Raw genomic sequence first — 23,602 nt, 5'->3', positions numbered from 1 at the left:
ACCTGACCACTTCACCCGACGCGAGCCCGCCAACGTCATGCGCCGCATCACCAAACAAGCCAACGCACTCGGCCTCACCGTCCGATTCGACCCCATCCATCAGACCGCCGCAGCAACCTGAAACCACTCACCATCCATTTTCGAGTCAGATCAACGGGTACAACGCAGCCAGGTTGAACCAGAAGAGGATCTGTACCAGCACGGGCGTCCCCCGGAAGAAGGACGTGTAGGCGAAGGCGGCCCCGCGAAGGATGGGATTTGTCGATTGCCTCATGATGGCCAGGATGATTCCGAGGACGATACCGATGGCCATGCAACTGACCGTCAGCAGCAGTGTATTGAGCAAGCCGTTCAGAATGGAGATTTGGCCAAGATACTGTCCGACGGTGGGCCACCCGAACCGGGGGTTGGTGATGACCGACTGCAGGAAAACAGCGGCCACGGCAATTATTACGACCGCAGCGGCCCATCTGCCGAGGTGACGTCGGGGTATGACCGGAAGTTCGTCGACAGCGTCGACGTGCTGAACTGTGATTTGGGGCGTCGTCATATCAGGACCCCGGTGTCATCAGGGTTTCGACGGGCAGTTTCCAGGTTTTGGCGATCGTCGCGTAAGTGCCATCCTTGATGAGGCCGTTGACGGCTTCCGTTACGGCGGGAATCAGAGGCGATCCTTTGGGCAGTGCAATACCCAGCTTGGACGGCTTGTACAACGGACCCGAGACCAGCTCAAATGCGCCGTTAGACTGCTCTCCCTGATATGCGACCCCGACGCTATCGGCCATAAGCGCGTCTACCCTGCCGCTGCTCAAAGCAAGATTTGCATCATTCTGTGTGGCGAAGAGCTGGACGTCGATCGCCGGTTTCCCGGCACTGACGCATTTGGCCGTCAGCTCCGGCAGGTCGGTCAGGGCCTGCACGGTTCCGGTTTGGGCTGCAACGTGATGACCGCAGAGCGAAGCGAAATCCATGCTCAGGTGTTCTGGGTTTCCTTTTTTGACTCCGAGTCCGGACCCGGACTTCATGAACGGCACGAAGTCGACGGTCTGCTCGCGCTCCGGGGTGATGGTGAAGTTGGAGTTGCCGATGTCGTATTTGCCGGCCTGCAAGCCCGGGAGAATTGCGGCGAAGTTCGTGTTGACCTTCTGGCTTTTCAACCCCATCGCGGCGGCAACAGCGTCGGAAAAATTCGCGTCGAATCCTGTGATCGTGGTGTTGTCGGTGTCGAAGAACTCGAACGGAGCGTAGGAGGCATCCATCGCGAACACCAGCGTGCCCTTCGATTTCACGGCAGCAGGAACGAGTGCAGCTGCTTTGTCATTGACCTTGACCACCGGCGTCGATCCAGGGGTCTGCGCAGCGTCGGCAGTAGTCGGCGATGAACAACCCGTGACTCCTAGCATTAGGAGTATGGGCATGAGCGCGAGTCTTTTGGGAGTTCGCATAGCGAAGTCCTTTCGTTTGGATGGTTGGGGTTGTAGCTTTCAGTGGAGCGAATCAGGGGCTTCGGTGTTGACCAGAACAACAGTGGAGTGTGCATCGAGGCCGAGGCGATGTCTCCGTTCTGCGCTGCCATGCCCGGCCAGCATCAGTCGAAGCCCGGCAAGGCAGGCGGCGCCTCCGGCGCCCAAGCTGGGTTCGCCGTCGGCGTTGTGGGTCATCGCAGCCAGGGCGGCAGCGTCCGAAACAGCCACGGCGGCGTCAAGTCCGTTCCTCAAGAACGGCCAGGCCAAGGGTGAGGGGGTGTGCGCATTCAGTTCTGACAAGCGCGTGTTGGCTGGAGGGAGTGACTGCAACCGCCGTTCGCGCAGGCTTGCCAGGACGGCCGCCGCTTTTTCGGCTTCCACACTCAGAAGCGAAGGCTGCGGGTTGGCGGCCTGGCCGCGATAGTGTTGGACCGCCGCCTGGGCCAAGGATCCGACTCCTATGGGAACAGCGACCAGGCCTGCGGGCGGCGTTTCTTCGGAGCTCAGCTGCCGGTCCAACTCGAAAAAGATCGTCTGATAGCCTTCTGCGATCCAACGTGGAACATCCCCGTACCCTGCCCAGGAGGTGTCCTGCACAAGCAGGCTCCGCCGTTTCCCATGGACGTAATTGACGGCTTCGGTCAAGGCATCCTCGTAGGACCCGAACACGGTGGCGACGTGGGCACCTTCGGCGGCAATATCCCTTATGGTTGACGCTGCGGCGTAGGAGGGTACGAATACTTTGGCCGCCAATCCCAGTGCGGAAGCCATCCAGGCAACGGCCAGGCCATGATGTCCCTGGGTAGCGGTCACGAGAGTGAATTCGCCCAGTTCAGCCGCGGCTTCAAGAAGCTCGTCAAAGGTCTGAATCGTTGACGCGCCCAAAGTCACCGAAAGGAGCCGGCAAACGGCCCACGATGCGCCGAGGACCTCGTAAGAGCCCAGCCCCATCCGGACAGCCTCGTCCTTGACAAAGACCCGAGCCACGCCAAATTCCTCCGCCAGACGCTCCGCAGGAACAAGCGGCGTTGCAAAGAAGCCGGGGATGGTCAGGTGGAAATCAGGCGCGCCGCCCTGGATGGGGGCACACCGCCAGGTCCGCGCTTCAGGAGCGATATACGCGGGTTCGGTGACCGTGGATTTCATCGGGACCGAGGTTGTCATTTCCATGTAATTAGGGTCACACGAGATAATCATTTCGTATATCAAAAGATTCTTTGAGATATCATTAAGAAAACCGGGACGGAGGACTTACCTTTGTACGACTTGCGACGCCTGCAGATACTTCGAGAGCTTCACCGTCGAGGCACGCTTTCCGCGGTAGCCGCCGCGTTGTCTTACAGCACCTCGGCCATTTCGCAACAGCTTTCACAGCTGGAATCGGAGGTCGGAGTCCCGCTTTTGGAACCCGACGGCCGGCGGGTCAGGCTGACAGCCCAGGCACTAATACTTGTCGCCCATGCCGAGACAATCCTCAACCAGCTGGAAGAGGCGAGATCGGACATCGCGGCCTCCATGGATGTTATTTCCGGAACGCTGCGCGTGGCCGGGTTTCAAACAGCGGCGCTTAACCTGCTGCCCGAGGCCATCGCCTGGATCACGAGAACCCACCCAAGGATCGAGGTTCTCCTGACTCAGGCGGAACCGGATGAAGCCATCCCGGGCGTTCTCTCACGGGAGTTCGACTTGGCCATTGTCGAGTCGTTCCCGGGCCAACCATTGGTCCGGTCCGAGGCCACCGAACACCACCTTCTCTTCGAAGACGCGATGCGGCTCGGGATTTCGGTCTCGGACCCCCGAGCGAGACCCGGCCTGTATCTGGAGCAGTTTGCGCGGGATCCCTGGATCATGGAACCAACTGGAACCCCGGCCCGAGAATGGGCGGTCGACGTCTGCCGAAAAGCCGGCTTTGACCCTCGCGTGCAATACGAGTCCCCCGACATGTTCGTTCATCAGCGGTTTGCCTCTCAAGGCCTTGCCTTGGCTTTCCTTCCAGACCTCATGTGGGCGAACACGACTCCTGAAGTGGCGCTGCATTTGCTTCGGCCCGGAATGGCAAGAACCGTTTACACTGTTGTCCGATCGGGCGCTGGCGGTCACCCCTTGATCCGGGCTTTCCATGACGCGCTGATGATAGCCCTCAAAGGGGCCACATCCGTCGTCCTGCGGAATATCGAATCGGTGGCTGGACCGGCTGACCCTTCCAACCTCGATTCTTAGCCCTTTCGCGGGGCCTGCCATGTGGGTATTTATCGCTCGGCCTCTTGCGCGCATGCATGATGCGGGCCCCAAAACTACGCGCAGCACCCGCTCCGTACCCGGGACGCTCACGGCCGCGAGGTGCTTCGTCGATGCACCCGCAGGGTCTGGAAGATCTCGATGAGCAAGCGGACCGCGTGATATCCCACCACAACGGCAATGATCGCCGCGACCGCAGGATCAATCCAGTAAAGGCCTTTCGTCACGTAGATGACGGCACCGGCCAGTGCGACTCCGGCCGCAGCCGCGGCATCGCCGGCGGTATCAAGTAGGACGGCACGCATGTTCAGATCGCCGCCGGCTTTGTTGTCGCCGTCGCCGCCGAGGATGAGGGCACCCACGAACATCACGACAGCGGCAATCCCACTGACGATGAGCACCGGCAGTCCGTGAACCTCACTCGTACCGGTGAGGAGGCGCCCAGCCGCGCCCACCAGAATCGCGACGCTCAAGACGAGCAGCCAGCCGGCGTTGACCCCTGCGGCCCACGTCGTGGCCATCGGATATCCCTGCGGACGCTGAGGGGTCGGCGCCAGCTTGGACACCCGGACAGCCAACAAGGACACCCCGATGGCGGCAGCATCGGCCAGGTAGTCAGCGCCTTCCGCGAGCACGCCGAGCGAGTTCGCCGAGATTCCCACAACAAGCAACCCGGCCACCAGTGCCAGGTTCAGAATCAGGACGACGCTCAGCCGACGAGTACGAGTCACCCCTTCAGGGTATCGATGAGGGACTGCCGGCACGCTCGGAGTGCCAGGCTGTGGCCCATCGAGGTGCGCAGTATCGCCCCCGGATCCCCCTCTGAGGGGGTTCGATGCACAACGCGTACATCAGCTGTCCCGAAGAGTTCTACCAATTTTCTTGCTTTTCGGCGGAAGGTTGTTCTTCGACCCGTTATTGTCGTACCCCTCTGAAATGCTTTGGTTATGGACGGCATTCAGAGAACCCCGGCAGTGCAGGATCTGATCGCTGCCGTGAACTCGATTCGGCCAGCGTCCGGCACTTCCCGGCTAGCCGACGGCGGGGTACTGGCCGACGGCAGACTGCCCGATTGTGCTTTGCTGATAAACCAGTTGCGTGCCCTTGAGGATCTGAAGTCCGCGGCCGCGGCCGCGCAGGCGAGGATCGCCGTCGCGTTCGATGCCGCCCAGCGCAGCGCCGACGCGGCGGCCGGTGTACCGGCCGAGGAACGGGGACGCGGCGTCGGAGCACAAATCGCCCTTGCGCGGCGGGAATCGCCTTCCCGCGGATCCCGGCTCCACGGCCTCGCCAAAGCCCTCGTGACCGAAATGCCGCACACCCTCGCCGCCCTCGAGACCGGGCAGCTGAGCGAGTGGCGCGCGACGCTGCTGGTGAAGGAAACAGCCTGCCTGTCCGCCGAAGACCGCTGCGCCGTGGACGAGGAACTCGCCGCCGACACCGGAGTCTTCGACGGCGCCGGAGACAAGGCGATCATCGCCGCGGCCCGGACCGCCGCCTACCGGCGGGACCCCCGCTCCGTCACCCAGCGCGCCAGCCACGCCGCCACCGAACGGCACGTCAGCCTGCGCCCGGCACCGGACACCATGACCTACCTGACCGCCCTGCTCCCCGTCGCCCAAGGCGTCGCCGTGCACACGGCCCTGACCCGCCACGCCGACACCCTCCGCTCTTCAGGGGAGACCCGGTCCCGGGGCCAGATCATGGCCGACACCCTCGTCGAACGCACCACCGGCACCCCCGCAGGCATCAGCGGCGTCGAGGTCCAGCTCGTCATGACCGACCGCACCCTCTTCCAGCGCGATGCCGAACCCGCCCGGCTCCCCGGCTACGGCATCGTCCCCGCCGGCTGGGCAAGGACGATGCTCTCGACCGGCGAGCCTGAGGGCGGTCAAGAACTCAAGCTCTGGCTCCGGCGGCTCTACACCGCCCCCGGGACCGGGGACCTCGTCGCCGCCGATTCGAGGGCACGGCTCTTCCCGGCCGGTTTGCGGCGCTTCATCCAGGCCCGCGACGACACCTGCCGGACACCCTACTGCGACGCGCCCATCCGGCACTTCGACCACATCATCCCCTGGCACGACGGCGGACCCACCAGCCTGGCCAACGGGGCAGGGCTCTGCGAAGCCTGCAACCACACCAAAGAACTCCCCGGCTGGACAGCAACAACCGGGAGAGCAACAACAAGCCCGGGGACACGGCATGTCCTCCACATCCGCACCCCTACCGGCCACACCTACCGATCCACAGCCCCGCCGCTGCCCGGAGCCCGGATACACGGCACCGAGCCTTCCGATACCGCGCCGCCACATTCCAGACACCACCGGCGGCGACTACGCCATCAAGCCAAGGCGCTGAAATACGCCCATCTCACGGAACTCCAGGCCGCTTGAATCACCCGGCTGCGTCCTCAAAGGGTGGGGGCTACCAGATAGGCGCGGAGATTGGCCTGCTGACCGGCGCCCCTGGCTTCCGGGGTCCGCGTTAACCGGCCGAAGTTTGCTGCGTTACCCCACCCGCCTGCCAGCCGGGAAGAGTGTCTCGGGGAATCCGTACAGAAAGGTAGTGCACTCCGTCCGTACCCTCGGCCCGATGGTATCCACCGCCGCCATCCGGACTATGAACCCGCGGGCTTCATCCGCATGCTGCGCAGGGCGGCTACGGCGAACACGACGGCGAGCGGCAAGGCGACGACGACGGCGCTCAGCCACGCCCCCGTGCCCTGCCAGCCTTGGACGGCGGCGTTGAGTGCCTGGACTCCGGTCGCCGCGGCGGCGAGCAGGAAAGCCGCGGCTGCGAGCGACGGCGCGAGACCCGCCGGAAGCTGGGCTTCACGGGGCAGGAGCCGCCATACGAGCAGTAGGACAACGCCCAGCACACCAAAAACCACGCGATATTCGACCACCTCGCCCCAGTGGTGCTCGGCGGCAGCCTGGGCACAGTCGAGGCCAGCATAAGGTGCCTGAAGGACCGCGCACCTGGCGGCCGTGTAGGCGACGCCAGGGAGATCGCCGGCCACGAAGCCCGCGCCCCAGATCCGGCCGAACAGCTCCGATATGGCGCCGCTCACGCCGACGGCGATCGCGCCAACAGCCGCAAGGCCAACCAACGGTCGCACGAACGCTCGCAACGGCAGCCGGGCGACGTCGCGAAGTGACGGGCGCAGGACCGGCGTCACGGTGCCGACCGGTCCGAAGCGACGGACGGCCTCGCGCTCGGCGTCCTCCGGGTCCAGGCCCTGCCCGCGAAGCCGGGCGGCGCATTCGCGCAGATGCGCCTCGGTCTCAGCGAGGAGCCTGCGCGCGGCAGCGGGATCGCCGTCACGGGCGGCCACGAAGAGCTCGTCGAGGTATGCATCGATGGGCCCCTCTTCGGCCCCGGCGCCGCTCCCCGCGTTCACAACGCCGCCCCAAGAACGCCCTGCACCGCCGCCGAGAAGCCTTTCCATTCCTCCACCATGCGGGCAAGCTCGGCGTGCCCGGCGCCGGTGATCGCGTAGACTCTTCGGCGGCCGCCGGCGTCGTCCGCCCAACGACTCGAGACGCACCCCGCCGCCTCGAGCTTGTGCAACGCGGGGTAGACAGAGCCCTCCTGAAGCTCGAGCCGCGCTCCGCTGCGCTCGTGAATGCGCGCGATGAGCGCATAGCCGTGTGCCTCGCCCGCACCGAGCGAGCCAAGCAGCAAAAGGTCAAGCTGTCCGTTCACTGAACTTCGTCCCATACCTAGAGAGTCTAGGTATGGGACGTTGCCCTGACAAGATCAACCGACCAGGTTATCCGCGGCTGGAATTTGGGCGAGTACCCCCGGGACGCACTACCCCCTGAAGACCGGCGCCCGCTTCTCCTGGAACGCCCGGAAACCCTCGGCGTAGTCCTCGGTCTTGCAGAGCCGCGCCTGCTCGTCGTTCTCTTCAGACATGGCGGCCCACAAACCCAGGCGCTGATCGCGGATATGGGCCACGAGTTCCTTGCTTGCCGTGAACGCGCCGGTGGCGCCCGCCGCGACCCGCTCAACGATGATCCGCGTGGCCTCCAGCAAGGCATCATCAGGCATGACCCTGCTGAACATTCCCTGCGCCACAGCCTCGGCGCCGCTGATCAGGTCCGCGGTGTAGATGAGGTCCAAGGTCCGGTGCATGCCCAGGCGTTCGGTGAAGTACCAGTGCCCGCCCGAGTCCAAAGTGGCGCCCAGCTTGGCGAACGGCGAGCCGAACTTCGCGTTCTCCGCCACGTACACCACGTCCGTGGCGAGCAGCAGGCCGAGCCCGACGCCGAGGCACGCGCCATGCGCTGCCGCGAAGGTCGGGGCGGGGAAGGCTGCCATCTTCTTGAGCAGCGGCTCCACGAGCCCGTTCAAGTACGCCTTCGCATCGTCGCTCTCCGGCGTCACACCGGCAATGTCGCGTCCCGCGCAAAAGGCGCGGCCCTCTCCGCGGAGGAGCAGCGCCCGCACCATTCCGCGGGAGGCTGCGGCAGCGGCGTCGTCGTACGCTCTATCCAGTTCCGCAAGCGCTGCCTCGTCAAGAGAGTTCAGCTTTTCCGGGGCATTGAGGACAATTTCGGCGATGCCGTTGGCGATGGAGAGCTCGATCATTCGTTTATTCCTTAGACGTCGAAATCGACCGTGACGGATTCACTTGTGGGGTGGGACTGGCACGTCAGGACGTAGCCTTTGTCCAACTCATCCTGCTCCAAGGCGTAGTTCTCGTCCATGCCGACCGTCCCAGAGACCAGTTTGGCGCGGCACGTGCCGCACACGCCACCGGCGCACGCGAACGGAACGTCCGGGCGGACCCGCAACGCCGCGTTGAGGATGGATTCCCGCGCGTGGGTGGGGCTGGCGACATCGCCGGTCAAACCATCCAGCCTGAAGGTGATCTTGAACGTGTCCTTCGACTCGTCATCCACAACGGGGCGGCCGGCGTTGCCCTCGGGGCGGTCCGGGCGGCCGGTGGTGAAGAGCTCAAAGCGGACGTGCTCAGGCGCCACGCCACGGGCGGCGAGGGTATCCCGGCACAACTGGACCAGCTCGAACGGACCGCACAGGAACCATTCGTCCACATCCTGCGCATGGATGGCCGTGCCCAGCAGCTGTTGCAGCTTCTCGGCGTCGATACGTCCCGTCATGAGCGGCGCAATGCGCTGCTCGCGCGACAACACGTGGTGCAGCGCCAAGCGCGAGGGGTACTTGTCCTTCAGGTCCGCCAATTCCTCGAGGAACATGACGTCCATCGCGGCCTTGTTGGCGTAGATCAGGTCGAAACGGGTCTCCGGGTTCGCGGCCAGCAGCGTGCGGGCGATCGCGATCACCGGGGTGATGCCCGAGCCGGCGGCGATGGCCACGAACGATCCGGCGTCGCCGAACTCGCCCGCCATGTTCTGCGGATTATTCATGGAGTTCATGACATTCTGCTGGACAGTCTTGCCGTCCTTGCCATGCTTCGAAATGAACGCGCCCATGGGGCTCATGACGTCCAGCGTGTCGCCGGCCTTGAGTTCCGCATTCGCCCACGTGGAGAAGATGCCGCCCAGGTCCTTCTTGATGGCGACGCGGATCTCGCTGCTGCCGTCCGCAAAGCTGCGCGGCTCTGCGCAGATGGAGTAGCTGCGGCGGACCTCGTGCGGCTCACCGCTCTCATCGGGAAGCGTGGTCCGCAGGGCCACGTACTGGCCGGGAAGGTAGTCATACTGGCCGGCGAGTTCCGCCGGAACATCGAACGTGACCTCGATGGCGTCTTCAGTCAGGCGGCGGACTTCCGAAACGCTGAGGGAATGAAAAGACGCACGACGGCGGCCGGTGGCCTGCGCTTGTTCGGCTGCGGTCTGGCGGACAACGGGCATGTCGGATTCCTTACAGGACTTTGAAGTAGTCGAACGGTTCCTTGCAGTCCTGGCAGACGAAGAGCGCCTTGCAGGATGTGGAACCAAAGCGGGTGAGTTCCTTGGTGTTCAGCGAAGAACACTGGGGGCATTTCACGGCGAGGTTGAGCCGCACCGGGCCGGAGTGGCCGCCGGCTGCTGCCCTGCCACTTGGAGGTGCGATGCCGTATTCCTGCAGCTTGGCCTTGCCGTGCTCGGTCATCCAGTCGGTGGTCCAGGCCGGGGCCAGGACGAGTTCGACGTAGACGCTCGGGTATCCCTCTTTGTGGAACGCGCTCTTGAGGTCGTCGCGGATCGCGTCCATCGCGGGGCAGCCCGAGTAGGTCGGCGTAATGGTGACCTGGACCGCGGGGACGAGCCCGCCGTCGTCGAACAATTGGACGTTCCGGAGGATCCCCAGATCCTCGATGCTGAGGACGGGAATCTCCGGATCGCAGACCGTGGCAGCAATCCCCCAGGCCTTCTGCTCGGCGGTCTGCTTGGTCTGGGTTGGTGTTTCTTGAAGGAACATGTCCACCGCTGTCACCAGCTTGCGCCGGGATGTTCGCGGGCAAGCACCTGCATCTCGGCGAGCAGGTAACCCAAGTGTTCGGAATGCTTACCCTGACGTCCGCCGCCCAAGGATTGCGGGATACGTTCGAGGTTCAGTTCCTCATCGAGGCCTGCTTCGCGCAGGATCTCGCCCGTGAGCTGGTCGAAGTCCGCGCGGAGGCTGGAGGGCTGCACGCCTGCTCCGCTTTCAGCGAGGCGGGCCGTGAGCTCGTCGTCTTCGAAGAGTTCTTCCACGTACGGCCAGACGAGCTTGAAGGCCTGGACAATACGACGGCGGGACTCTTCCGTGCCGCCGGCAAGCCGGAGGACCCATTGGGCGCTGTGGTCGCGGTGGTAGTCGACCTCTTTGAGTGCCTTCGCGGCGATGGCTGCGATGGTGGCATCCGCGGATCCGGTCAGCCGCTTGTAGAGCTCAAACTGGTAGTAGCTCACAATGAACTGCCGGGCGATGGTGACGGCGAAGTCCCCGTTGGGCTGCTCGAACAGGTGGGCGGAGCGGAACTCGTGCTCCCGGCGGAAGTACGCCAGATCGTCCTCGGACTTGTCCCACGCCGCGCCGGCGTAGGTGAGGAAGGAACGGGCGTGGCCGAGCTGGTCGAGGGCGATGTTGCCGAGCGCGACGTCTTCTTCGAGCTCCGGGGCGCGGGAGATCCAGTGACCCAGGCGCTGGGCGAGGATCAAGCCGTCGTCGCCGATGCGCAGGGCGTATTCCGCGACGTCATTTGTGGGCTTGACTTGTCCCTTGCGGATCTCGAGGGCGATGTCCTCGGGGCGCAGGGCGTTACCGGGGGTGATGCGCGTGGCGCTTGCCGAACCGTCTCCGGAGGCACCTGCACCCTTGACGCCGACGGAGATATCGCCGTGGCCCTCGATGGCGAAGTCTTTGATTTCGTTTTCGTGTTCGTTTGCGGGGGCGGTCACAGGTGCTTCACGCCTTCGCTCTTGGTGTAATACGTCGCGTGGCGGTAGTCCTTGCCCTGCGGGGATTCGAAGAAGGAACCCTTGGAATCCGGGTCGCTCGAGGAAATAGCATCGGCCGGAACCACCCAGATGGACACGCCTTCGTTGCGACGCGTGTACAGGTCACGGGCGTTGCGCAGCGCCATCGCCGCGTCGGGAGCATGCAAGGATCCTGCGTGGACGTGGGACAGGCCGCGGCTGGAGCGGACGAAGACTTCCCAGAGGCTCCAGGGCGTTTCGTGGGGTTCGTTGGCTGTCTGGTCGTTGGGGATCATGCTGCGTGTTCCTTCTCTGCTTGCTTGCGGGCGTACTCGGCGGCCGCTTCGCGGACCCAGGCGCCGTCGTCGTGCGCTTCGCGGCGGCGTTCAAGCCGCTGCGCGTTGCAGGGACCCTTTCCGGCGAGAACGTTCTTGAACTCGTTCCAGTCCAGGGGGCCGTGCTCCCATTTCTTGGTTTCTTCGTTGAAACGGACGTCCTTGTCCGGGAGCGTGAGGCCCAGGACCTTGACCTGCTCCACCATCATGCCGACGAAGCGGCTGCGGAGCTCATCGTTGCTGAACCGCTTGATGTTCCAGGCCATGGACTGCTTGGAGTTGGGTGAATCGTCGTCGGGCGGGCCGAACATCATCAGCGCCGGCGCGTACCAGCGGTTGACGGCGTCTTGGGCCATCTGCTTCTGGGCGGGCGTGCCGTTGGACAATTCAAGGAGGATCTCAAAACCCTGGCGCTGGTGGAACGACTCTTCCTTGCAGATGCGCACCATTGCGCGTCCGTAGGGGCCGTAAGAGGCGCGGCACAGGGGGACCTGGTTGCAGATCGCGGCACCGTCGACCAGCCAGCCGATCGCGCCCATGTCCGCCCAGGAAATCGCGGGGTAGTTGAAAATGGACGAGTAGCGGGCCTTGCCGGCGATCAAGTCGCTGGTCATCTTGTCCCTGCTTTGGCCGAGGGTTTCTGCGGCCGAGTAGAGGTACAGGCCGTGGCCTGCCTCGTCCTGGACCTTCGCCATGAGGATGGCCTTGCGCTTGAGGCTCGGAGCCCTGCTGATCCAGTTGGCTTCCGGCTGCATGCCGATGATCTCCGAATGCGCGTGCTGCGAGATCTGGCGGAGCAGGGTCTTGCGGTAAGCCTCCGGCATCCAGTCGCGGGGTTCGATGCGCGAGTCCTCGGAGATGATGCGGTCAAAGTACGCCTGACCGGCCTGTTCCCGCTCAAGCTCTTCGGGGGACAGCTCAGCGGGCACAGACTGCAGATTCTGCGATGCCATGGTTGCTCCTAAATATTTACCGACCGTTCGTTCAGAATATGCGGAAGGCGCGAGATGCGTCAAGCGTTCAGGTTGGTGAGCCTGGGTCTACACAACGCTCGCTCAGATATAAGGCGCTCTCCCCCGACGCGCGCTCACATATATGGCCAAACGCCGAAACGCCCGCTCAGATCATGTGAGCGAGCGTTCGCCGAAAACGCCCCAAAGGTGAGCGAGCGTCGGACCGGAAGGGCTTGTTTGTGAGCGCGCGTCTGAGGGGGGAACGGCACAAAGGCGAGACGACGGCGAAACGGGACTGCCGCCGTCGGGCGCTAAGAGACTGTGCCCGGCACATCGACCGGAACGCTCGCTCAGATATAAGGCACTCTCCCCCGACGCTCGGTCAGATATATGGCCAAACGCCGAAACGCTCGCTCAGATCATGTGAGCGAGCGTCGGGCCGGAAGGGCTTGTTTGTGAGCGAGCGTCGGGCGGGGCGTGGCACTCAGGCCGACGCCGACACCGGGACGAAGGTGGGTCGCGGTGTCAGTTGCTTCCGCGCCCAGCGGGCAAGCTTCTTGCCTTTGCCCTTCCACCAGTTGTCCTCGTCCTTGTCTTGGTGCCAGCGGAAGATGATCATCACAATCACGAAAACGCCCATGGCCACGTCCGCCCAATTCCATTGGATTGCCTTGGCGAGCACACTGACGCCCATGACAAGAATCGACGGCACCGCCAGGGTCTTGAAGACGGTGTTGGCGACATAACGCCTATGCGACCGCGGCACGGACACGGCGCGGACCATGTCGAAACACACGCATACCACCACCATTGTCTGGCCCAAGTCCATCAGAATGAGCCCGGGCAGTGACCCGGCGAACATGGAAGCGGATTCCATCCCCGCGCTCAACGGACTGCCCCCGTCGCTATCGGACGCGGATAGGACACAACAGGATTGCAGGAAACACACATACGGATAACCCCCAGAGACCAGGAACTGCATTGAGACCAACTGCGTTCCATTCAATCCGTTGGCTCCAGGGCCGGTCACGAGTAGTGGGTACTCTACTTTGCTCGCCCGAATACTTGCACGGCGGCCAGTTACCCGGTCCGGGAACTGGCTTAATGCAGTGCCGGCGCGTCTGTCCGTGAAGGATCCTGGGGCGGACCAGCTGGCAGCGCCACAGTGAAGGTACTTCCACTGCCGGGCTCGCTACTGCAGGAGATGCTGCCTCCATGTCGTTCCACGATGGACTTGGTGATAGACAAGCCGAGGCCCACGCCTGGAATCCGGGCCTGACGGGCAGCATTCGTCCGGAAGAACCGGGTGAAAATCCTGGTTGACTCGTCCGTGGTCATGCCCATTCCGGTGTCCTGCACTTCAAGCTGGACCCAGCCGTCGTTCCGCTCCGCCCTTATCGTCACTAGTCCGCCACCGGGGGAATACTTGATGGCATTGGATACCAGATTGTCCAGGGCCTGTCCCAGTCTCAAGGGGTCGGCGTTTGCCCATAGTGGTGCTGGTACGTCGGCGACAAGGCCTACATGGGCGGCGTCGGCCTGCGCCTGTGCAGAAACCAAACTGTTCTCCACCAGGCCTGCCAAATCGGTGCGCCGTGGATGCACGCTCTCCACGGCGACGGCGGACATAAGGAGGTCTTCAACGAGGGCGCGAAGCCGCTCGGCATTGCGCTCCGCGACTTCCAAGCCACGCCTTGTATCCGGCTGGAGCTCTTCGGCTCCGCGTAGCACAAGATCGATGTTGCCCAAGATCGATGTCAGGGGCGAACCGAATTCGTGCGAAACGTTGGCAACCAATTCGTCCTTGGCCGCGAGTGCATCGACAACATCCGTCACGTCCTTGAAAACGATCACCGCACCAGCAAATCCGTCGTCGAGCTCGCTTTTCATACCCCGCGCCGCGGTAGAGATGGCCCGTTGGCCGGTACCGGCACCGAACCAGAGGAGATAGTCGGAAAATGTTTCCCCTTGAACTGCCCTCCGAGTAGGGCCCTTTTCCGGGGGAAGCGGCGTCCGCCGGTCCTGGCCGAAAACCAGCCGGTCCTGTTCCGCGGGCCCTGGCGAGCCTTCCGCCGGCATTGCCATCTGTAGGAATGCCTTTTGCTGGTTGTTGATAAGGAGGGTTTCGCCCTTCGAATCGACGGCGACAATCCCGACGTCGATCGTGTCCAGGATTGTCTTGAGCAGCGTCTCCCGCTCCCGGCTGGCGGCCAACAATTGCCGCAGGACCTGATCCCGCTGTTTTACCCGCCGTTGTTGGAGCCGAGCATTGGAGCCAGCCAAGCGAATGGAAACTGCCATTGCGAACATCATGAGGGGCAAAAGCAGCACCGAAGAAATGTCCGATGGGGTGGGACGTGGCAAGTGCGAAACCACCGGCGGAAACGCAATGAAGAAAGGACCAACAAAGCTGAGGATCAGGCTTGTCTTGGAAAGCATGCCCGAGGCAGACAACCAGATCACGGGAAAGATAGCCAATGTGATGAGGCCAGGTATCGCGCTGAAAGCGCCGTTTCGCGTGAACCAGAGGGCAACAAAATCCAAAATGGGGATCGCAAGGCTTGCGCTCGGCGCCAATCTCTCCCAAGGGACCAGCAGGCATCCCAGGAACAGGACGCCGTGGAGAAGGACTCCGGTAACGAACAACCAATTTTGGGTTAACCCTGGCCAAACAGTAGGTGCCGCGATTGCCAAGCCCGCGATGATGAGCGTTAGTGGCAATTCACAGACAGCCAGCCGGGCGCGAGGCGTGAGTTTTCTGAAGAAACGGGCGGCCGCGCGGAAAAATGGCTGCTCACTCAAAGTCGAGACCCTTCCTTGGAGATTCGCGAGCATTTACTGCTCCACGCGATTCCCGAAGGAACCGCCCGGAGTCCACTATTCCCCCCCAAGGAACCACAATACGATGGTCCGAACGATCCAACTGGAAGTTCGGAGCAGCGCTTAATCCACATATTAGATGCCAGATGGCTTTAATGCTTGTATCGTGAGTATTTGGGTGGCATTTACCGCATTGCGCTGGGCTGTGCGGCGATGTGCGCCCACAAGGATGTCCAATGAGCGAGCCTGGGGTAGCTGTAGTCATTGAGGATGACGAAGATGTGCGAAATCTGGTTGACGCCATCCTCAAAGAAGCTGGATTTGTGGTGCATTCTGCCGCCACCGGACGCGAAGGCGTCGAAGTTGTAAGGGATCACCACGCCTCCGTGGTGACGCTCGACGTCGGGCTTCCGGATATGGACGGCCATGAGGTCCTGCGGCGAATTCGGCAATTCAGCGACGCATATGTCGTGATGCTGACGGCCAGGCGCGACGAGCCCGACACGTTGACGGCTTTCCTCACCGGCGCGGACGACTACGTCAAGAAGCCGTTTCTACCGCGCGAGTTGAGGGCCCGGGTCACTGCCATGATGCGGCGGCCACGCGCGGAAGGCAGGCTTGCGTTGCCGGAGGAGGGTCGCGGGGGTTCGGACCGTTTAGCCGGTCCCGACGGCGGTTCAGCCCGTTTTGACGGGGGTGCTTACGCCGCCGCCCGCTCAGCCGAAGCCGACCAAGCGGTGATCAAGCACAATGGCCTGGCCCTGAACTACAAATCACGCACGGTGACGCTTCAAGGTTCGGCACTGACGTTGACGAGAAGCGAATTCGATCTCCTCTTTGACCTGCTTCGGGCCAAAGGCGAGGTGCGGACGCGCGCCGATCTCGTGCGGGCTGCCCGCGGTGACTACTACGACGACGATGCGTACATCAGCGACGCCGACGAACGCGCCGTTGAGACCCACATCGGGAACCTACGCCGAAAGCTCCGCGAGGATCCACAATCGCCACGCTTTCTACAGACCGTCCGGGGAGTCGGGTATCGGCTGACGCCGAAAAGATCGGACTAAGCGAGCCGGCGTCAATCATTCCGGAGGACGTAGCTGTCCTTTAGTTCCTGGACAGTCAGGTGCCCGCATTCAGCAAGTTCCTTGAGCAGGGGCCGGGCCTCACACAATTCACGTTTTCGAATGCGTTCCTCCAGTTGCGCTGCAAGTATCGCAAGGCGAACACCGCCAACCATGATGGAAGAGGTCCTGAGGCTTAGGACCGCGTTCAGGGCCGCGGCCACGTCGCCGCGCTCGACGGCGGTCGCGAGGATTTCGTATCGCTTGGCCCAGAGTTTTGCGAAGTCACCGGCAAACGTGCGTGCGACCAGCGGATTGTCCACTTGATCTTCCAAGAGTTGGAACTCCGCGAGGTCCAGTATGGGATGTTCGGCAAGCGGGACGACGGGCAGCCCATTGGAGTCGTCGACCGAGCCCGGATGGCTCGGATCTGAATCCTCGTTGACGTCGCTGGAACCTGAACTGAACATAGCCCAATGCTACTTTCTGAATTCCGGAAAAACCGAACTTATGGCTATCTTAAGGAAATCTTAGGCCTTTCTTGACTTACCCGGTTTCATCGTCTGCGCCCAATTCAGAGAATGCGATATTGCGCTTAGCCTCCGCTGAAGGTGGCTATGGCGTTGATGACAGCCGGCCCCAGGATGGCGATGAACAGCACGGGAAAGATAAAGAAGAGAAGCGGGAAGAGAACCATCACCGGAAGCTTCATCGCCTTCTCTTCGGCACGTTGGCGGCGCTTGACCCGCATCACCTTCGCCTGGACCCTGAGGACCCGACTGATGGCAATGCCGTAAGTGTCTGCCTGAATCACGGCCTGCACGAAGCTTCGAAGCTCCGGAACGTTGGTACGTTCGGCCAACGCCAGATAGGACTCGCGACGGCTCCGTCCAACCTGCATGTCTTGCAAAGTCCGCACCAACTCCTCGGCCAGGGGCCCCTTCCCATTTTCGCCTGCTCGGGCCATGGCTCCTTCAAACCCGAGCCCCGCCTCGACCGATATCAGCATTTGGTCCATGGTATTTGCGAGTTCCAATTGCAAGGCCTTTTGACGCTCTTGTCCTTTGCTGTAAAGCATTAGGTCCGGGATAAAATATCCAAGCAGTACAACAAATATCCCCACGAGCTTAAGTAATCCGCTCGAGCTGTTAGCACTGATCAAAAACCCAAAAAGTGCGCCGAACAATCCGAGCAGGGGTTTGGCTGCGAGGACGCGCCCCAAAGGGAGCGACGGGGGACGGCCAGCCAACGAGAGCAACCGATCCAGCTTCTGGACGTAGCTGACGGGAGTCAGGCGGTACCCAATGAGCTCGAGTGCACCACCACGATTTTGTGGACCGGTCTCGGCAATGTCTTGACCCCGAGTCAAGAGCACCCGGACGGCACGTTGGGCTTGCCGGTCAACCGACAGGAATGACCAAACGAGGTAGGCGATAGGCAGGGGAACCAGCAGCAGGGCGAAAAGGAGAGAGGGATTCACGCGTCACCTCAAAACTTCAGGTCGATGATCTTGCGCATCCACAGACCGCCGATGGTCATGAGAATGAACGACAACCCAATCATTCCCCAACCGAGCGGATGGGTGAACATCACGTTCATGTAGCCGGGGTTGACGACCAAGAGCATGGCCACGATGCCAAAGGGAAGCGCCATCAGTATGTATCCCGAGAATTTTCCCTCTGCGGCCAAGGACTTGATGTGTCCCTTGATCTCGCTGCGTTCGCGTATGGTCTCGTTGACCTGGTCCAAGACCTCCGCAAGGTTTCCGCCCACCTCACGGTTGATTTGGATGGCCTGCGCTATCCACACAAAGTCCTCGCTCTGCATTCGCTCCGCCGTATCGGTAAGCGATTCCTCAAGATCGCGGCCAAGACTCGTCTCGGTAATGACCCGGCGCATTTCCTCGGACGTGGGGCTGGCCGATTCATTGGCCGCAGCGTCGATGGCACGAAGTATGCTGTGCCCGGCCCGCAAGCCACCAGACAGTAGTTGGAGGGTGTCCCCAAGCTGGCCATCGAACTTCGCGCGCCTTTTACCGGCCAGAGAATTCAAAAAGAGCCGTGCCACGAAGGGCGCCGGGATAAAGAACAGAAAAGCCACCAACGGGCCGCCGATGACCAGCCCGATCAAGGCGCCCACGAATGCACCGGCAATCACGAGGATGAAGAAATCCGCCTGGCTCATTCGCAGCCCGGCATTCTCCAGTTGTTCGCGGTTGAAGAGCCGGACGTTGCGCCTGGTCAGGACCCCATGGACGACGTCGGCGGCAGAACCTGCAATACGCGTCAGCTGCGAGCCCGCGCCTACGTGGTAGGGCCGCCTTCGATCGAATGGAACTTCGGGAGTTTTCGGCAAGATCACGGCGACCCCGAAGAGCAGGATGGCTGACAGCATCAAGGCCGTTCCGGTCAAAAGGATCATGTTCCGTTCACGTCCTTGCTGCTGCTGCGGTTGCCAGGGGAGCGGCAAAGACCCCAGGAGATACATGAATGCCCAAGTCATCGAAGCGGTCGATGAAGCGCGGACGGATTCCCGTTGGGACGGGCTTTCCAAGAAATCTCCCGTGGGCGTCGACGCCTGCCGAGTAGTCGAAAACGAATGCATCCTGGAGGGTGACAATGTCGCCTTCCATGCCTTGGACCTCAGTCACGTGCGTGATGCGGCGAGTTCCGTCCCGCAACCGGGAGATCTGGATGATGAGGTTCACGGCGGACGCTATTTGCTCGCGGATTGCCCGCAATGGCAGGTCCATGCCTGCCATGAGCACCAGGGTTTCGAGGCGTGCAACGGCGTCGCGAGGAGAATTTGAGTGCACCGTGGAGAGGGAGCCGTCGTGACCGGTGTTCATGGCCTGCAGCATGTCGAGGGACTCTCCACCGCGGACCTCGCCGACGACGATCCTGTCCGGGCGCATACGAAGCGAGTTCCTGAGCAACTCCCTGATGGTCACGGCCCCCTTTCCCTCGGTATTCGGTGGCCGGCTCTCAAGCCTTACGACGTGTTGCTGCTGGATCTGGAGTTCTACGGCATCCTCAATGGTGACAATGCGGTTGTCTTCCGGGATGAACGACGAGAGGACATTCAACAGTGTCGTCTTGCCGGTTCCAGTACCTCCGGAAACGATGATGTTCAGCTTCGCCTTGACGCAAGCATTGAGGAGCTCAGCCATCTCGGGCGTGAGCGTTCCGAAATCAATCAGGTTCCTGATGGTCAACGGTATCTTGCTGAATTTTCGGATGGTCAGCGACGAGCCTCCCACCGCAAGCGGAGGGATCACGGCATTGACTCGGGAGCCGTCCTCAAGTCGCGCGTCAACGAGCGGGGACGACTCATCGATCCTGCGCCCCACCTTTGAAACGATGCGTTCAATGACCCTCCGGAGATGGTCCTCGGAGCTGAATCCGGAGTCCGTGAGGGTCAGCTTGCCTTTTCGTTCGACGTAGATCTGGTCCATTCGGTTGACCATGATTTCAGTGACCTCTGGATCGTCCAGCAAGCGTTGGAGCGGCCCATAGCCAAGGACGTCATCCGCTACGTCCGCCACGAGCCTGCTGCGCTCGTCCGCGGACAGCGGGACCTGTTCGGCGTCGATGATCCGGATGAGTTCTTCCCGGGCAGTCGACCGCAACTCACGTTCGCTGACGCTCGAATCGTTGAACCTCGCCCCCAGTCGCTCGAACAACGCCGTGGCGGCGCGCTGCTTGAGGGCAGCAAAGGCGTCCACCGGCTGCTGGGCCCTGAGCTTCGGCGACTCCGGTACGTCAGACAGCTTGACTGAAGTGTGGGGTTTTACGGCACTGCCGGACTTCGCCATGGGATGCGGCATGACTTGCTGCGCGGACTCGGCGAATGTCGGTTTAGGCGTAAAGAGAGGGCTCGGACCAAGATCCACCCCTTGGCCGGAGGACCTTTCGACCTTGTCCTCGACTGCATGCAGGCGTTCAGACAGCTTCATTAGACCACCACCCTTCTGTGCAGTTTGCGCTGTGCCGTGGCACGCCACGCGGGATTGAAGCGCTCGACAAGTTGCTTGAGTCCCTTGACGGCCGGATCCTTCACTGCGTCCTGGAGCACGGGAATGCCACGGTTGGTGGAGAACGCTACGGCCTTCGATCGAGGGATGCTCACGTCAACCGGGGCGCCTACGGTGGACTCGACGTCCTGCACCGATAGCCCCGACTTGGAATCAGCCATGTTGAGCACCACATGCCGCGTTTCCGGCAGGATGTTCAGCCTGCGGAGAATGTCCAGGCCGGAACGGAGGCCACGGACACTTGGAACGTCCATGCCGGTCACCCAGACAGCGTCCGAGCATTGCTCGAGGGCAGCTAGCCCGATTTCGGGCAGTCCGGGTGCCGTGTCAACAACCACATATTGGAACTCTTGTGCGAGCTGTTCGAGGAGCCTGCCGACTTGTTCCGGAGAGATCTCGTCTGCTTCGACGGGGTCCTTCGGTGCGCACAATGCATAGATGCTTGCCGGGTGAACAGTGAGAAATGCCTTGAGCACCAGGGAATCCTGGCTGGCCGAGGGAGTAACGGCATCGGTGACAGTATGCTCCGGATTGAGGTAGAGCCCGGAGGCGACGTCACCGAATTGCAGGTCCAGATCCACGATCACCACGCTCATCGGCGCGATCTTGCCCAACCCCACTGCGATGTTCGTGGCGATGGTCGTCTTGCCCACGCCGCCTTTGGGGGAAAAGACGCCGATCACCAGGCCCTTCGGGGAGCCGGATTGCTTGGGTTCCCCAGTGCGCTGCCGGCTCGCGAAAGACTGGCACGCGCGCTCAAGCATGACCCGTATCTGAGCCAGGTCTGCGTCCGGGCTCATGATGTCGCGGATACCGGACCGCATGGCTTGGAGGACAAACGCAGGATCCAGTTCACTGACAAGGATGACGCTCAGTTCCGGCAACTGCACATCGAAGACGGTGGCCAGGCGCAGGGCATCTTCCACGGGCACGTCGGGTCCCAGAATCAGCACTTCGAGTTGTTCCTGGTTGAGCGCGCCGAACAGTTCTGCTGGATCAGCCGGCAAAATGCTCGTGAAGAAGGTCTGCACGCTCCCCGGCAGGCCGCCCGCGACAGCTTGGCGTAAACGTTGGTCAAAGTCGGTGTTCGGGGTTATCAGGACAAAGCGGCTCATTTGTAGACCCCGCTCTGCTGCATGACGGTGGGGCCACTGTCTTTGGCATCCAACGGCTCTTTGCTGAGCCAGATCTTTTCGAACTCGGCGGCGAAGACGATCTTGGATGCGTCCACATCGCTCACGGCAACGGTCAGCAGGAGGGCTCCCGTGGGAAGTGCGCTGTCCTTGGAGCCGGCAGCACCGGACGTGGGATTCGGCGTCGCTTGTGCACTCGCTGCTGTTTGGGGGGCGCGTTGGACCGTCGTCACAAGAACCTTGTGTATCGCCAATTCGGTAGTTGGCTTGTCGCTCGACATGGAGATGAATATTCCAATGTGGTCGCCAGGAACCAGCAGTCCCCCGACTACCCGCTGGGGTTCCAGTTGAAATGAGACCTCCTGGAGCCCTGCGGGCACCTTGACGTCTCCAGGAGTCTTGAGTGCATCCGGGGCCACCAAACGCTCGGCTACCAGGGTCTCGCCAGGGATGAGGTCGACGGCGGCAACCTTGCCAGTGGAGTCCGCCAGAGTGTGTAGGGCCGACTGGGGTACCGCCGATTGCGGGAGTTGCTGGGTAACCAAGGAATCCTTCATGGCGTCCACAGAGGTGCCGGCAGGAATGGCCGCCTTGACCACCAGCACGTCAACAGGCGCCAGATTCTGGACTGCCCGTTGATCCGCTCCTTGAGCGTAGGAGAATACGAGAATCACCCCGACGACGGCCAGCAGTGCCGCTGCCGATCCGGCCAACAAGCGTGACTTCACTTACTACTCCTGTGCTCGAAGAACGGATGGAAACTAGTTGGTGAGGCGGACATTGGTGGCCCGTAGGCGTCCACGGGCCCCAGCGAGTAGCCATCCGCCAGCGATACGTACTTGACGAAACTCCCGATGATTCCGCGGCAGCCTCCGGTGCAGGAAAGAGCTGAAGACACATAGGCACTCGTGTTGTGGAAACTGTCCGGAAGGCTGTTGTTGCCGCCGCTGAACTTCCACCCCGTCACTTTGAATGCGGCGAAGGACACGAGATGGTAGATAGCCCCGGCTCCTGTGCCCGTTGCAACGTCGAAGACAGGGAGCAGAACGATGACATCCCGTCCAGCGGTGATCGTGTCGCCCCACTTTTGGAGGGTGGCTGCGCAATTACCCGGCGAACTGTTTCCCTGGGAGCTGCCGGCTTCGCTGGTGGCGAGGTTGATCGTGCTGCCACACAACCCGGCATCCTGGGCGAGCCAGCCGAACCCTCCAGGCACGGCGGCGCCGGATGGACCGTAATTGCAGCTCGGATTGGCACCGGAGCCGTGATCCTGAAGTAGCTGGAGTGCCCCGCCGATGTATCCCTGCACTTGGCAGATGGAATATGCAAGTGGGAACGGAGTGGTACCGGCCGATGGGCTGCCCCACTGAACACTGGACGTGGTCAAGACATTCGTGCTGTTCATGCCCAGGACGCGGGCGAAGAGGAGTGAAACGGCATTCGGCGCGCCGCCAGCCTGCTGGGCCCCGGCGGTCACGGTGACCTTCCGGTTTGTCAGATCCAGATTGATCGACTTGATGTTGTTCAGGCCATCGTTTGCGTTCTTGTTTGCGATGTCGCTGGCGATTGGGGACGTGGTGGAGCAATTCGGATCGCTCGTACTCGCGGCGCATTTCTGCGCCACCGCGAGGGCGGCGGCGTCGGATCCGTTCTGAACTTGCGCCCGTTCTGAATACAGCATTCCTGCATCCACGGCGAGGGCGGCGAACCCGAGCAGCACCACCAACAAGAGAGCGACGAGAACGGCAATCGCACCGCGTTCGCCGTCGTTGTTGTTGTTAGGGATCATCAGCCGCCGCATACCATGACTCCTACTCCTTGCATGGGGAAAGGCCCCGCGAATCCCGTGAGCGTGCTGAGGGTGTATTTGATGGTCACGGACATCTGGGCGCCGGAGGTACAGCTCGCCGGACTGAAAGTGAAGTTCGTGTCTGCCAGCTGTGGATTCAACGACACGGCAGCGTTCTTCGCCGCTGTCTTGGCGGCGGTTTGGTCATTAGAGATTGCCATGACGCGAACTCCTTCGCGGGCTGCATTCGAGAGCGATACCTGCACGTTGTAGGCCCTGCCGAATTCCATGATTCCCAGGAGCAACATGATCAAGACGGGTGCGAGGATGGCGAACTCGACCGCCACGGCACCGCGCTCTGAAGCCCTCGGCATGATGTTGCCCTCCCAGAGAACGGATGG

Annotated in this window: 25 protein-coding genes; 3 read left to right on the top strand and 22 right to left on the bottom strand. The window is 62.2% G+C overall.

The features are described from left to right. Positions 1-145: 145 nt before the first annotated feature. The 3 genes from AB4074_RS10185 to AB4074_RS10175 form a co-directional block, all read right to left on the bottom strand. The gene (locus AB4074_RS10185) at positions 146-550 is read right to left on the bottom strand and encodes an ABC transporter permease subunit (RefSeq protein WP_441413281.1); all 405 of its coding nucleotides are present in this window, start codon (positions 548-550) and stop codon (positions 146-148) included. A 1-nt stretch (position 551) separates the two neighbouring features. Further along, complete coding sequence (locus tag AB4074_RS10180) at positions 552-1,418, bottom strand: ABC transporter substrate-binding protein (RefSeq protein WP_441413280.1); 867 nt, start codon at positions 1,416-1,418, stop codon at positions 552-554. A gap of 66 nt (positions 1,419-1,484) precedes the next feature. After that, positions 1,485-2,636: a pyridoxal-phosphate dependent enzyme gene (locus tag AB4074_RS10175; protein ID WP_441413279.1), complete on the bottom strand. Its 1,152-nt coding sequence runs from the start codon at positions 2,634-2,636 to the stop codon at positions 1,485-1,487. A gap of 87 nt (positions 2,637-2,723) precedes the next feature. Here AB4074_RS10175 and AB4074_RS10170 point away from each other — a divergent pair, with 87 nt between their 5' ends. Next, entirely contained in the window at positions 2,724-3,686 is a 963-nt protein-coding gene (locus AB4074_RS10170; RefSeq protein ID WP_441413278.1) for a LysR substrate-binding domain-containing protein, read from the top strand. A gap of 107 nt (positions 3,687-3,793) precedes the next feature. Here the strand turns inward: AB4074_RS10170 and AB4074_RS10165 are convergent, their stop codons facing one another. Beyond that, entirely contained in the window at positions 3,794-4,435 is a 642-nt protein-coding gene (locus AB4074_RS10165) for a cation diffusion facilitator family transporter (RefSeq protein ID WP_441413277.1), read from the bottom strand. Positions 4,436-4,651: 216 nt separating this feature from the next. Between AB4074_RS10165 and AB4074_RS10160 the strand changes: the two genes are divergently transcribed. Beyond that, the gene (locus AB4074_RS10160; protein ID WP_441413276.1) at positions 4,652-6,097 is read left to right on the top strand and encodes an HNH endonuclease; all 1,446 of its coding nucleotides are present in this window, start codon (positions 4,652-4,654) and stop codon (positions 6,095-6,097) included. A 224-nt stretch (positions 6,098-6,321) separates the two neighbouring features. Here the strand turns inward: AB4074_RS10160 and AB4074_RS10155 are convergent, their stop codons facing one another. The 10 genes from AB4074_RS10155 to AB4074_RS10110 form a co-directional block, all read right to left on the bottom strand. Then, positions 6,322-7,152, bottom strand: coding sequence for a permease prefix domain 1-containing protein (locus AB4074_RS10155; RefSeq protein ID WP_441413275.1), 831 nt, complete (start codon positions 7,150-7,152; stop codon positions 6,322-6,324). After that, positions 7,101-7,424, bottom strand: a complete 324-nt coding sequence (locus AB4074_RS10150; protein WP_441413274.1) for a PadR family transcriptional regulator — start codon at positions 7,422-7,424, stop codon at positions 7,101-7,103. The genes AB4074_RS10155 and AB4074_RS10150 overlap by 52 nt, the downstream gene beginning before the upstream one ends. A gap of 93 nt (positions 7,425-7,517) precedes the next feature. Continuing rightward, entirely contained in the window at positions 7,518-8,297 is a 780-nt protein-coding gene (locus tag AB4074_RS10145) for an enoyl-CoA hydratase/isomerase family protein (RefSeq protein WP_441413273.1), read from the bottom strand. A gap of 11 nt (positions 8,298-8,308) precedes the next feature. Beyond that, positions 8,309-9,544 carry a 1,2-phenylacetyl-CoA epoxidase subunit PaaE gene (paaE, locus tag AB4074_RS10140; protein ID WP_441413272.1) on the bottom strand — a complete coding sequence of 412 codons (1,236 nt, stop codon included), beginning with the start codon at positions 9,542-9,544 and terminating at the stop codon, positions 8,309-8,311. 10 nt (positions 9,545-9,554) lie between these two features. Beyond that, complete coding sequence (gene paaD / locus AB4074_RS10135) at positions 9,555-10,094, bottom strand: 1,2-phenylacetyl-CoA epoxidase subunit PaaD (RefSeq protein WP_441413271.1); 540 nt, start codon at positions 10,092-10,094, stop codon at positions 9,555-9,557. Positions 10,095-10,105: 11 nt separating this feature from the next. Beyond that, positions 10,106-11,056 carry a 1,2-phenylacetyl-CoA epoxidase subunit PaaC gene (gene paaC / locus AB4074_RS10130; RefSeq protein ID WP_441413270.1) on the bottom strand — a complete coding sequence of 317 codons (951 nt, stop codon included), beginning with the start codon at positions 11,054-11,056 and terminating at the stop codon, positions 10,106-10,108. Beyond that, positions 11,053-11,370: a 1,2-phenylacetyl-CoA epoxidase subunit PaaB gene (paaB, locus tag AB4074_RS10125; RefSeq protein WP_441413269.1), complete on the bottom strand. Its 318-nt coding sequence runs from the start codon at positions 11,368-11,370 to the stop codon at positions 11,053-11,055. Before paaB ends, paaC begins: the two co-directional genes overlap by 4 nt. Further along, positions 11,367-12,362: a 1,2-phenylacetyl-CoA epoxidase subunit PaaA gene (gene paaA, locus AB4074_RS10120; protein WP_437771262.1), complete on the bottom strand. Its 996-nt coding sequence runs from the start codon at positions 12,360-12,362 to the stop codon at positions 11,367-11,369. Before paaA ends, paaB begins: the two co-directional genes overlap by 4 nt. A gap of 484 nt (positions 12,363-12,846) precedes the next feature. Continuing rightward, positions 12,847-13,239, bottom strand: a complete 393-nt coding sequence (locus tag AB4074_RS10115; RefSeq protein WP_441413268.1) for a hypothetical protein — start codon at positions 13,237-13,239, stop codon at positions 12,847-12,849. A 224-nt stretch (positions 13,240-13,463) separates the two neighbouring features. Beyond that, the gene (locus AB4074_RS10110) at positions 13,464-14,663 is read right to left on the bottom strand and encodes a sensor histidine kinase (RefSeq protein WP_441413267.1); all 1,200 of its coding nucleotides are present in this window, start codon (positions 14,661-14,663) and stop codon (positions 13,464-13,466) included. A 755-nt stretch (positions 14,664-15,418) separates the two neighbouring features. Between AB4074_RS10110 and AB4074_RS10105 the strand changes: the two genes are divergently transcribed. Next, on the top strand, positions 15,419-16,249 hold the full coding sequence (locus AB4074_RS10105) for a response regulator transcription factor (protein WP_441413266.1): 831 nt from the start codon (positions 15,419-15,421) through the stop codon (positions 16,247-16,249). A gap of 11 nt (positions 16,250-16,260) precedes the next feature. Here the strand turns inward: AB4074_RS10105 and AB4074_RS10100 are convergent, their stop codons facing one another. The 8 genes from AB4074_RS10100 to AB4074_RS10065 form a co-directional block, all read right to left on the bottom strand. Beyond that, on the bottom strand, positions 16,261-16,716 hold the full coding sequence (locus AB4074_RS10100) for an Hpt domain-containing protein (RefSeq protein WP_441413265.1): 456 nt from the start codon (positions 16,714-16,716) through the stop codon (positions 16,261-16,263). A 125-nt stretch (positions 16,717-16,841) separates the two neighbouring features. Then, positions 16,842-17,726: a type II secretion system F family protein gene (locus tag AB4074_RS10095; RefSeq protein ID WP_441413264.1), complete on the bottom strand. Its 885-nt coding sequence runs from the start codon at positions 17,724-17,726 to the stop codon at positions 16,842-16,844. Between the two features lie 8 nt (positions 17,727-17,734). Continuing rightward, positions 17,735-18,667 (bottom strand): type II secretion system F family protein, encoded by a 933-nt coding sequence (locus AB4074_RS10090; protein WP_441413263.1) that lies wholly within the window; start codon positions 18,665-18,667, stop codon positions 17,735-17,737. 7 nt (positions 18,668-18,674) lie between these two features. Beyond that, the gene (locus AB4074_RS10085; RefSeq protein WP_441413262.1) at positions 18,675-20,201 is read right to left on the bottom strand and encodes a CpaF family protein; all 1,527 of its coding nucleotides are present in this window, start codon (positions 20,199-20,201) and stop codon (positions 18,675-18,677) included. Beyond that, complete coding sequence (locus tag AB4074_RS10080) at positions 20,201-21,394, bottom strand: AAA family ATPase (RefSeq protein WP_441413261.1); 1,194 nt, start codon at positions 21,392-21,394, stop codon at positions 20,201-20,203. Before AB4074_RS10080 ends, AB4074_RS10085 begins: the two co-directional genes overlap by 1 nt. Then, positions 21,391-22,140 (bottom strand): Flp pilus assembly protein CpaB, encoded by a 750-nt coding sequence (cpaB, locus tag AB4074_RS10075; protein ID WP_441413260.1) that lies wholly within the window; start codon positions 22,138-22,140, stop codon positions 21,391-21,393. Before cpaB ends, AB4074_RS10080 begins: the two co-directional genes overlap by 4 nt. After that, positions 22,137-23,213, bottom strand: a complete 1,077-nt coding sequence (locus AB4074_RS10070; RefSeq protein ID WP_441413259.1) for a Tad domain-containing protein — start codon at positions 23,211-23,213, stop codon at positions 22,137-22,139. The genes cpaB and AB4074_RS10070 overlap by 4 nt, the downstream gene beginning before the upstream one ends. Continuing rightward, the gene (locus tag AB4074_RS10065) at positions 23,201-23,575 is read right to left on the bottom strand and encodes a TadE/TadG family type IV pilus assembly protein (protein ID WP_441413258.1); all 375 of its coding nucleotides are present in this window, start codon (positions 23,573-23,575) and stop codon (positions 23,201-23,203) included. The genes AB4074_RS10070 and AB4074_RS10065 overlap by 13 nt, the downstream gene beginning before the upstream one ends. Positions 23,576-23,602 lie beyond the last annotated feature (27 nt).

The organism is Arthrobacter sp. 2MCAF14 (assembly GCF_052115645.1).
Lineage (GTDB): Bacteria > Actinomycetota > Actinomycetes > Actinomycetales > Micrococcaceae > Arthrobacter.
Note: the sequence above shows the minus strand (reverse complement) of the source record. Positions and strands in the feature narration are given on the sequence as shown.

What these genes read in the sequence shown, in the direction of transcription:
- AB4074_RS10185 (WP_441413281.1), bottom strand. Translation starts at nt 550, where the DNA reads ATGACGACGCCCCAAATCACAGTTCAGCACGTCGACGCTGTCGACGAA.
- AB4074_RS10180 (WP_441413280.1), bottom strand. Translation starts at nt 1,418, where the DNA reads ATGCCCATACTCCTAATGCTAGGAGTCACGGGTTGTTCATCGCCGACT.
- AB4074_RS10175 (WP_441413279.1), bottom strand. Translation starts at nt 2,636, where the DNA reads ATGGAAATGACAACCTCGGTCCCGATGAAATCCACGGTCACCGAACCC.
- AB4074_RS10160 (WP_441413276.1), top strand. Translation starts at nt 4,652, where the DNA reads ATGGACGGCATTCAGAGAACCCCGGCAGTGCAGGATCTGATCGCTGCC.
- AB4074_RS10155 (WP_441413275.1), bottom strand. Translation starts at nt 7,152, where the DNA reads ATGGAAAGGCTTCTCGGCGGCGGTGCAGGGCGTTCTTGGGGCGGCGTT.
- AB4074_RS10150 (WP_441413274.1), bottom strand. Translation starts at nt 7,424, where the DNA reads ATGGGACGAAGTTCAGTGAACGGACAGCTTGACCTTTTGCTGCTTGGC.
- AB4074_RS10145 (WP_441413273.1), bottom strand. Translation starts at nt 8,297, where the DNA reads ATGATCGAGCTCTCCATCGCCAACGGCATCGCCGAAATTGTCCTCAAT.
- paaE (WP_441413272.1), bottom strand. Translation starts at nt 9,544, where the DNA reads ATGCCCGTTGTCCGCCAGACCGCAGCCGAACAAGCGCAGGCCACCGGC.
- paaD (WP_441413271.1), bottom strand. Translation starts at nt 10,094, where the DNA reads ATGTTCCTTCAAGAAACACCAACCCAGACCAAGCAGACCGCCGAGCAG.
- paaB (WP_441413269.1), bottom strand. Translation starts at nt 11,370, where the DNA reads ATGATCCCCAACGACCAGACAGCCAACGAACCCCACGAAACGCCCTGG.
- paaA (WP_437771262.1), bottom strand. Translation starts at nt 12,362, where the DNA reads ATGGCATCGCAGAATCTGCAGTCTGTGCCCGCTGAGCTGTCCCCCGAA.
- AB4074_RS10115 (WP_441413268.1), bottom strand. Translation starts at nt 13,239, where the DNA reads ATGGAATCCGCTTCCATGTTCGCCGGGTCACTGCCCGGGCTCATTCTG.
- AB4074_RS10110 (WP_441413267.1), bottom strand. Translation starts at nt 14,663, where the DNA reads ATGGCAGTTTCCATTCGCTTGGCTGGCTCCAATGCTCGGCTCCAACAA.
- AB4074_RS10105 (WP_441413266.1), top strand. Translation starts at nt 15,419, where the DNA reads ATGAGCGAGCCTGGGGTAGCTGTAGTCATTGAGGATGACGAAGATGTG.
- AB4074_RS10100 (WP_441413265.1), bottom strand. Translation starts at nt 16,716, where the DNA reads ATGTTCAGTTCAGGTTCCAGCGACGTCAACGAGGATTCAGATCCGAGC.
- AB4074_RS10090 (WP_441413263.1), bottom strand. Translation starts at nt 18,667, where the DNA reads ATGATCCTTTTGACCGGAACGGCCTTGATGCTGTCAGCCATCCTGCTC.
- AB4074_RS10085 (WP_441413262.1), bottom strand. Translation starts at nt 20,201, where the DNA reads ATGAAGCTGTCTGAACGCCTGCATGCAGTCGAGGACAAGGTCGAAAGG.
- AB4074_RS10080 (WP_441413261.1), bottom strand. Translation starts at nt 21,394, where the DNA reads ATGAGCCGCTTTGTCCTGATAACCCCGAACACCGACTTTGACCAACGT.
- AB4074_RS10070 (WP_441413259.1), bottom strand. Translation starts at nt 23,213, where the DNA reads ATGCGGCGGCTGATGATCCCTAACAACAACAACGACGGCGAACGCGGT.
- AB4074_RS10065 (WP_441413258.1), bottom strand. Translation starts at nt 23,575, where the DNA reads ATGCCGAGGGCTTCAGAGCGCGGTGCCGTGGCGGTCGAGTTCGCCATC.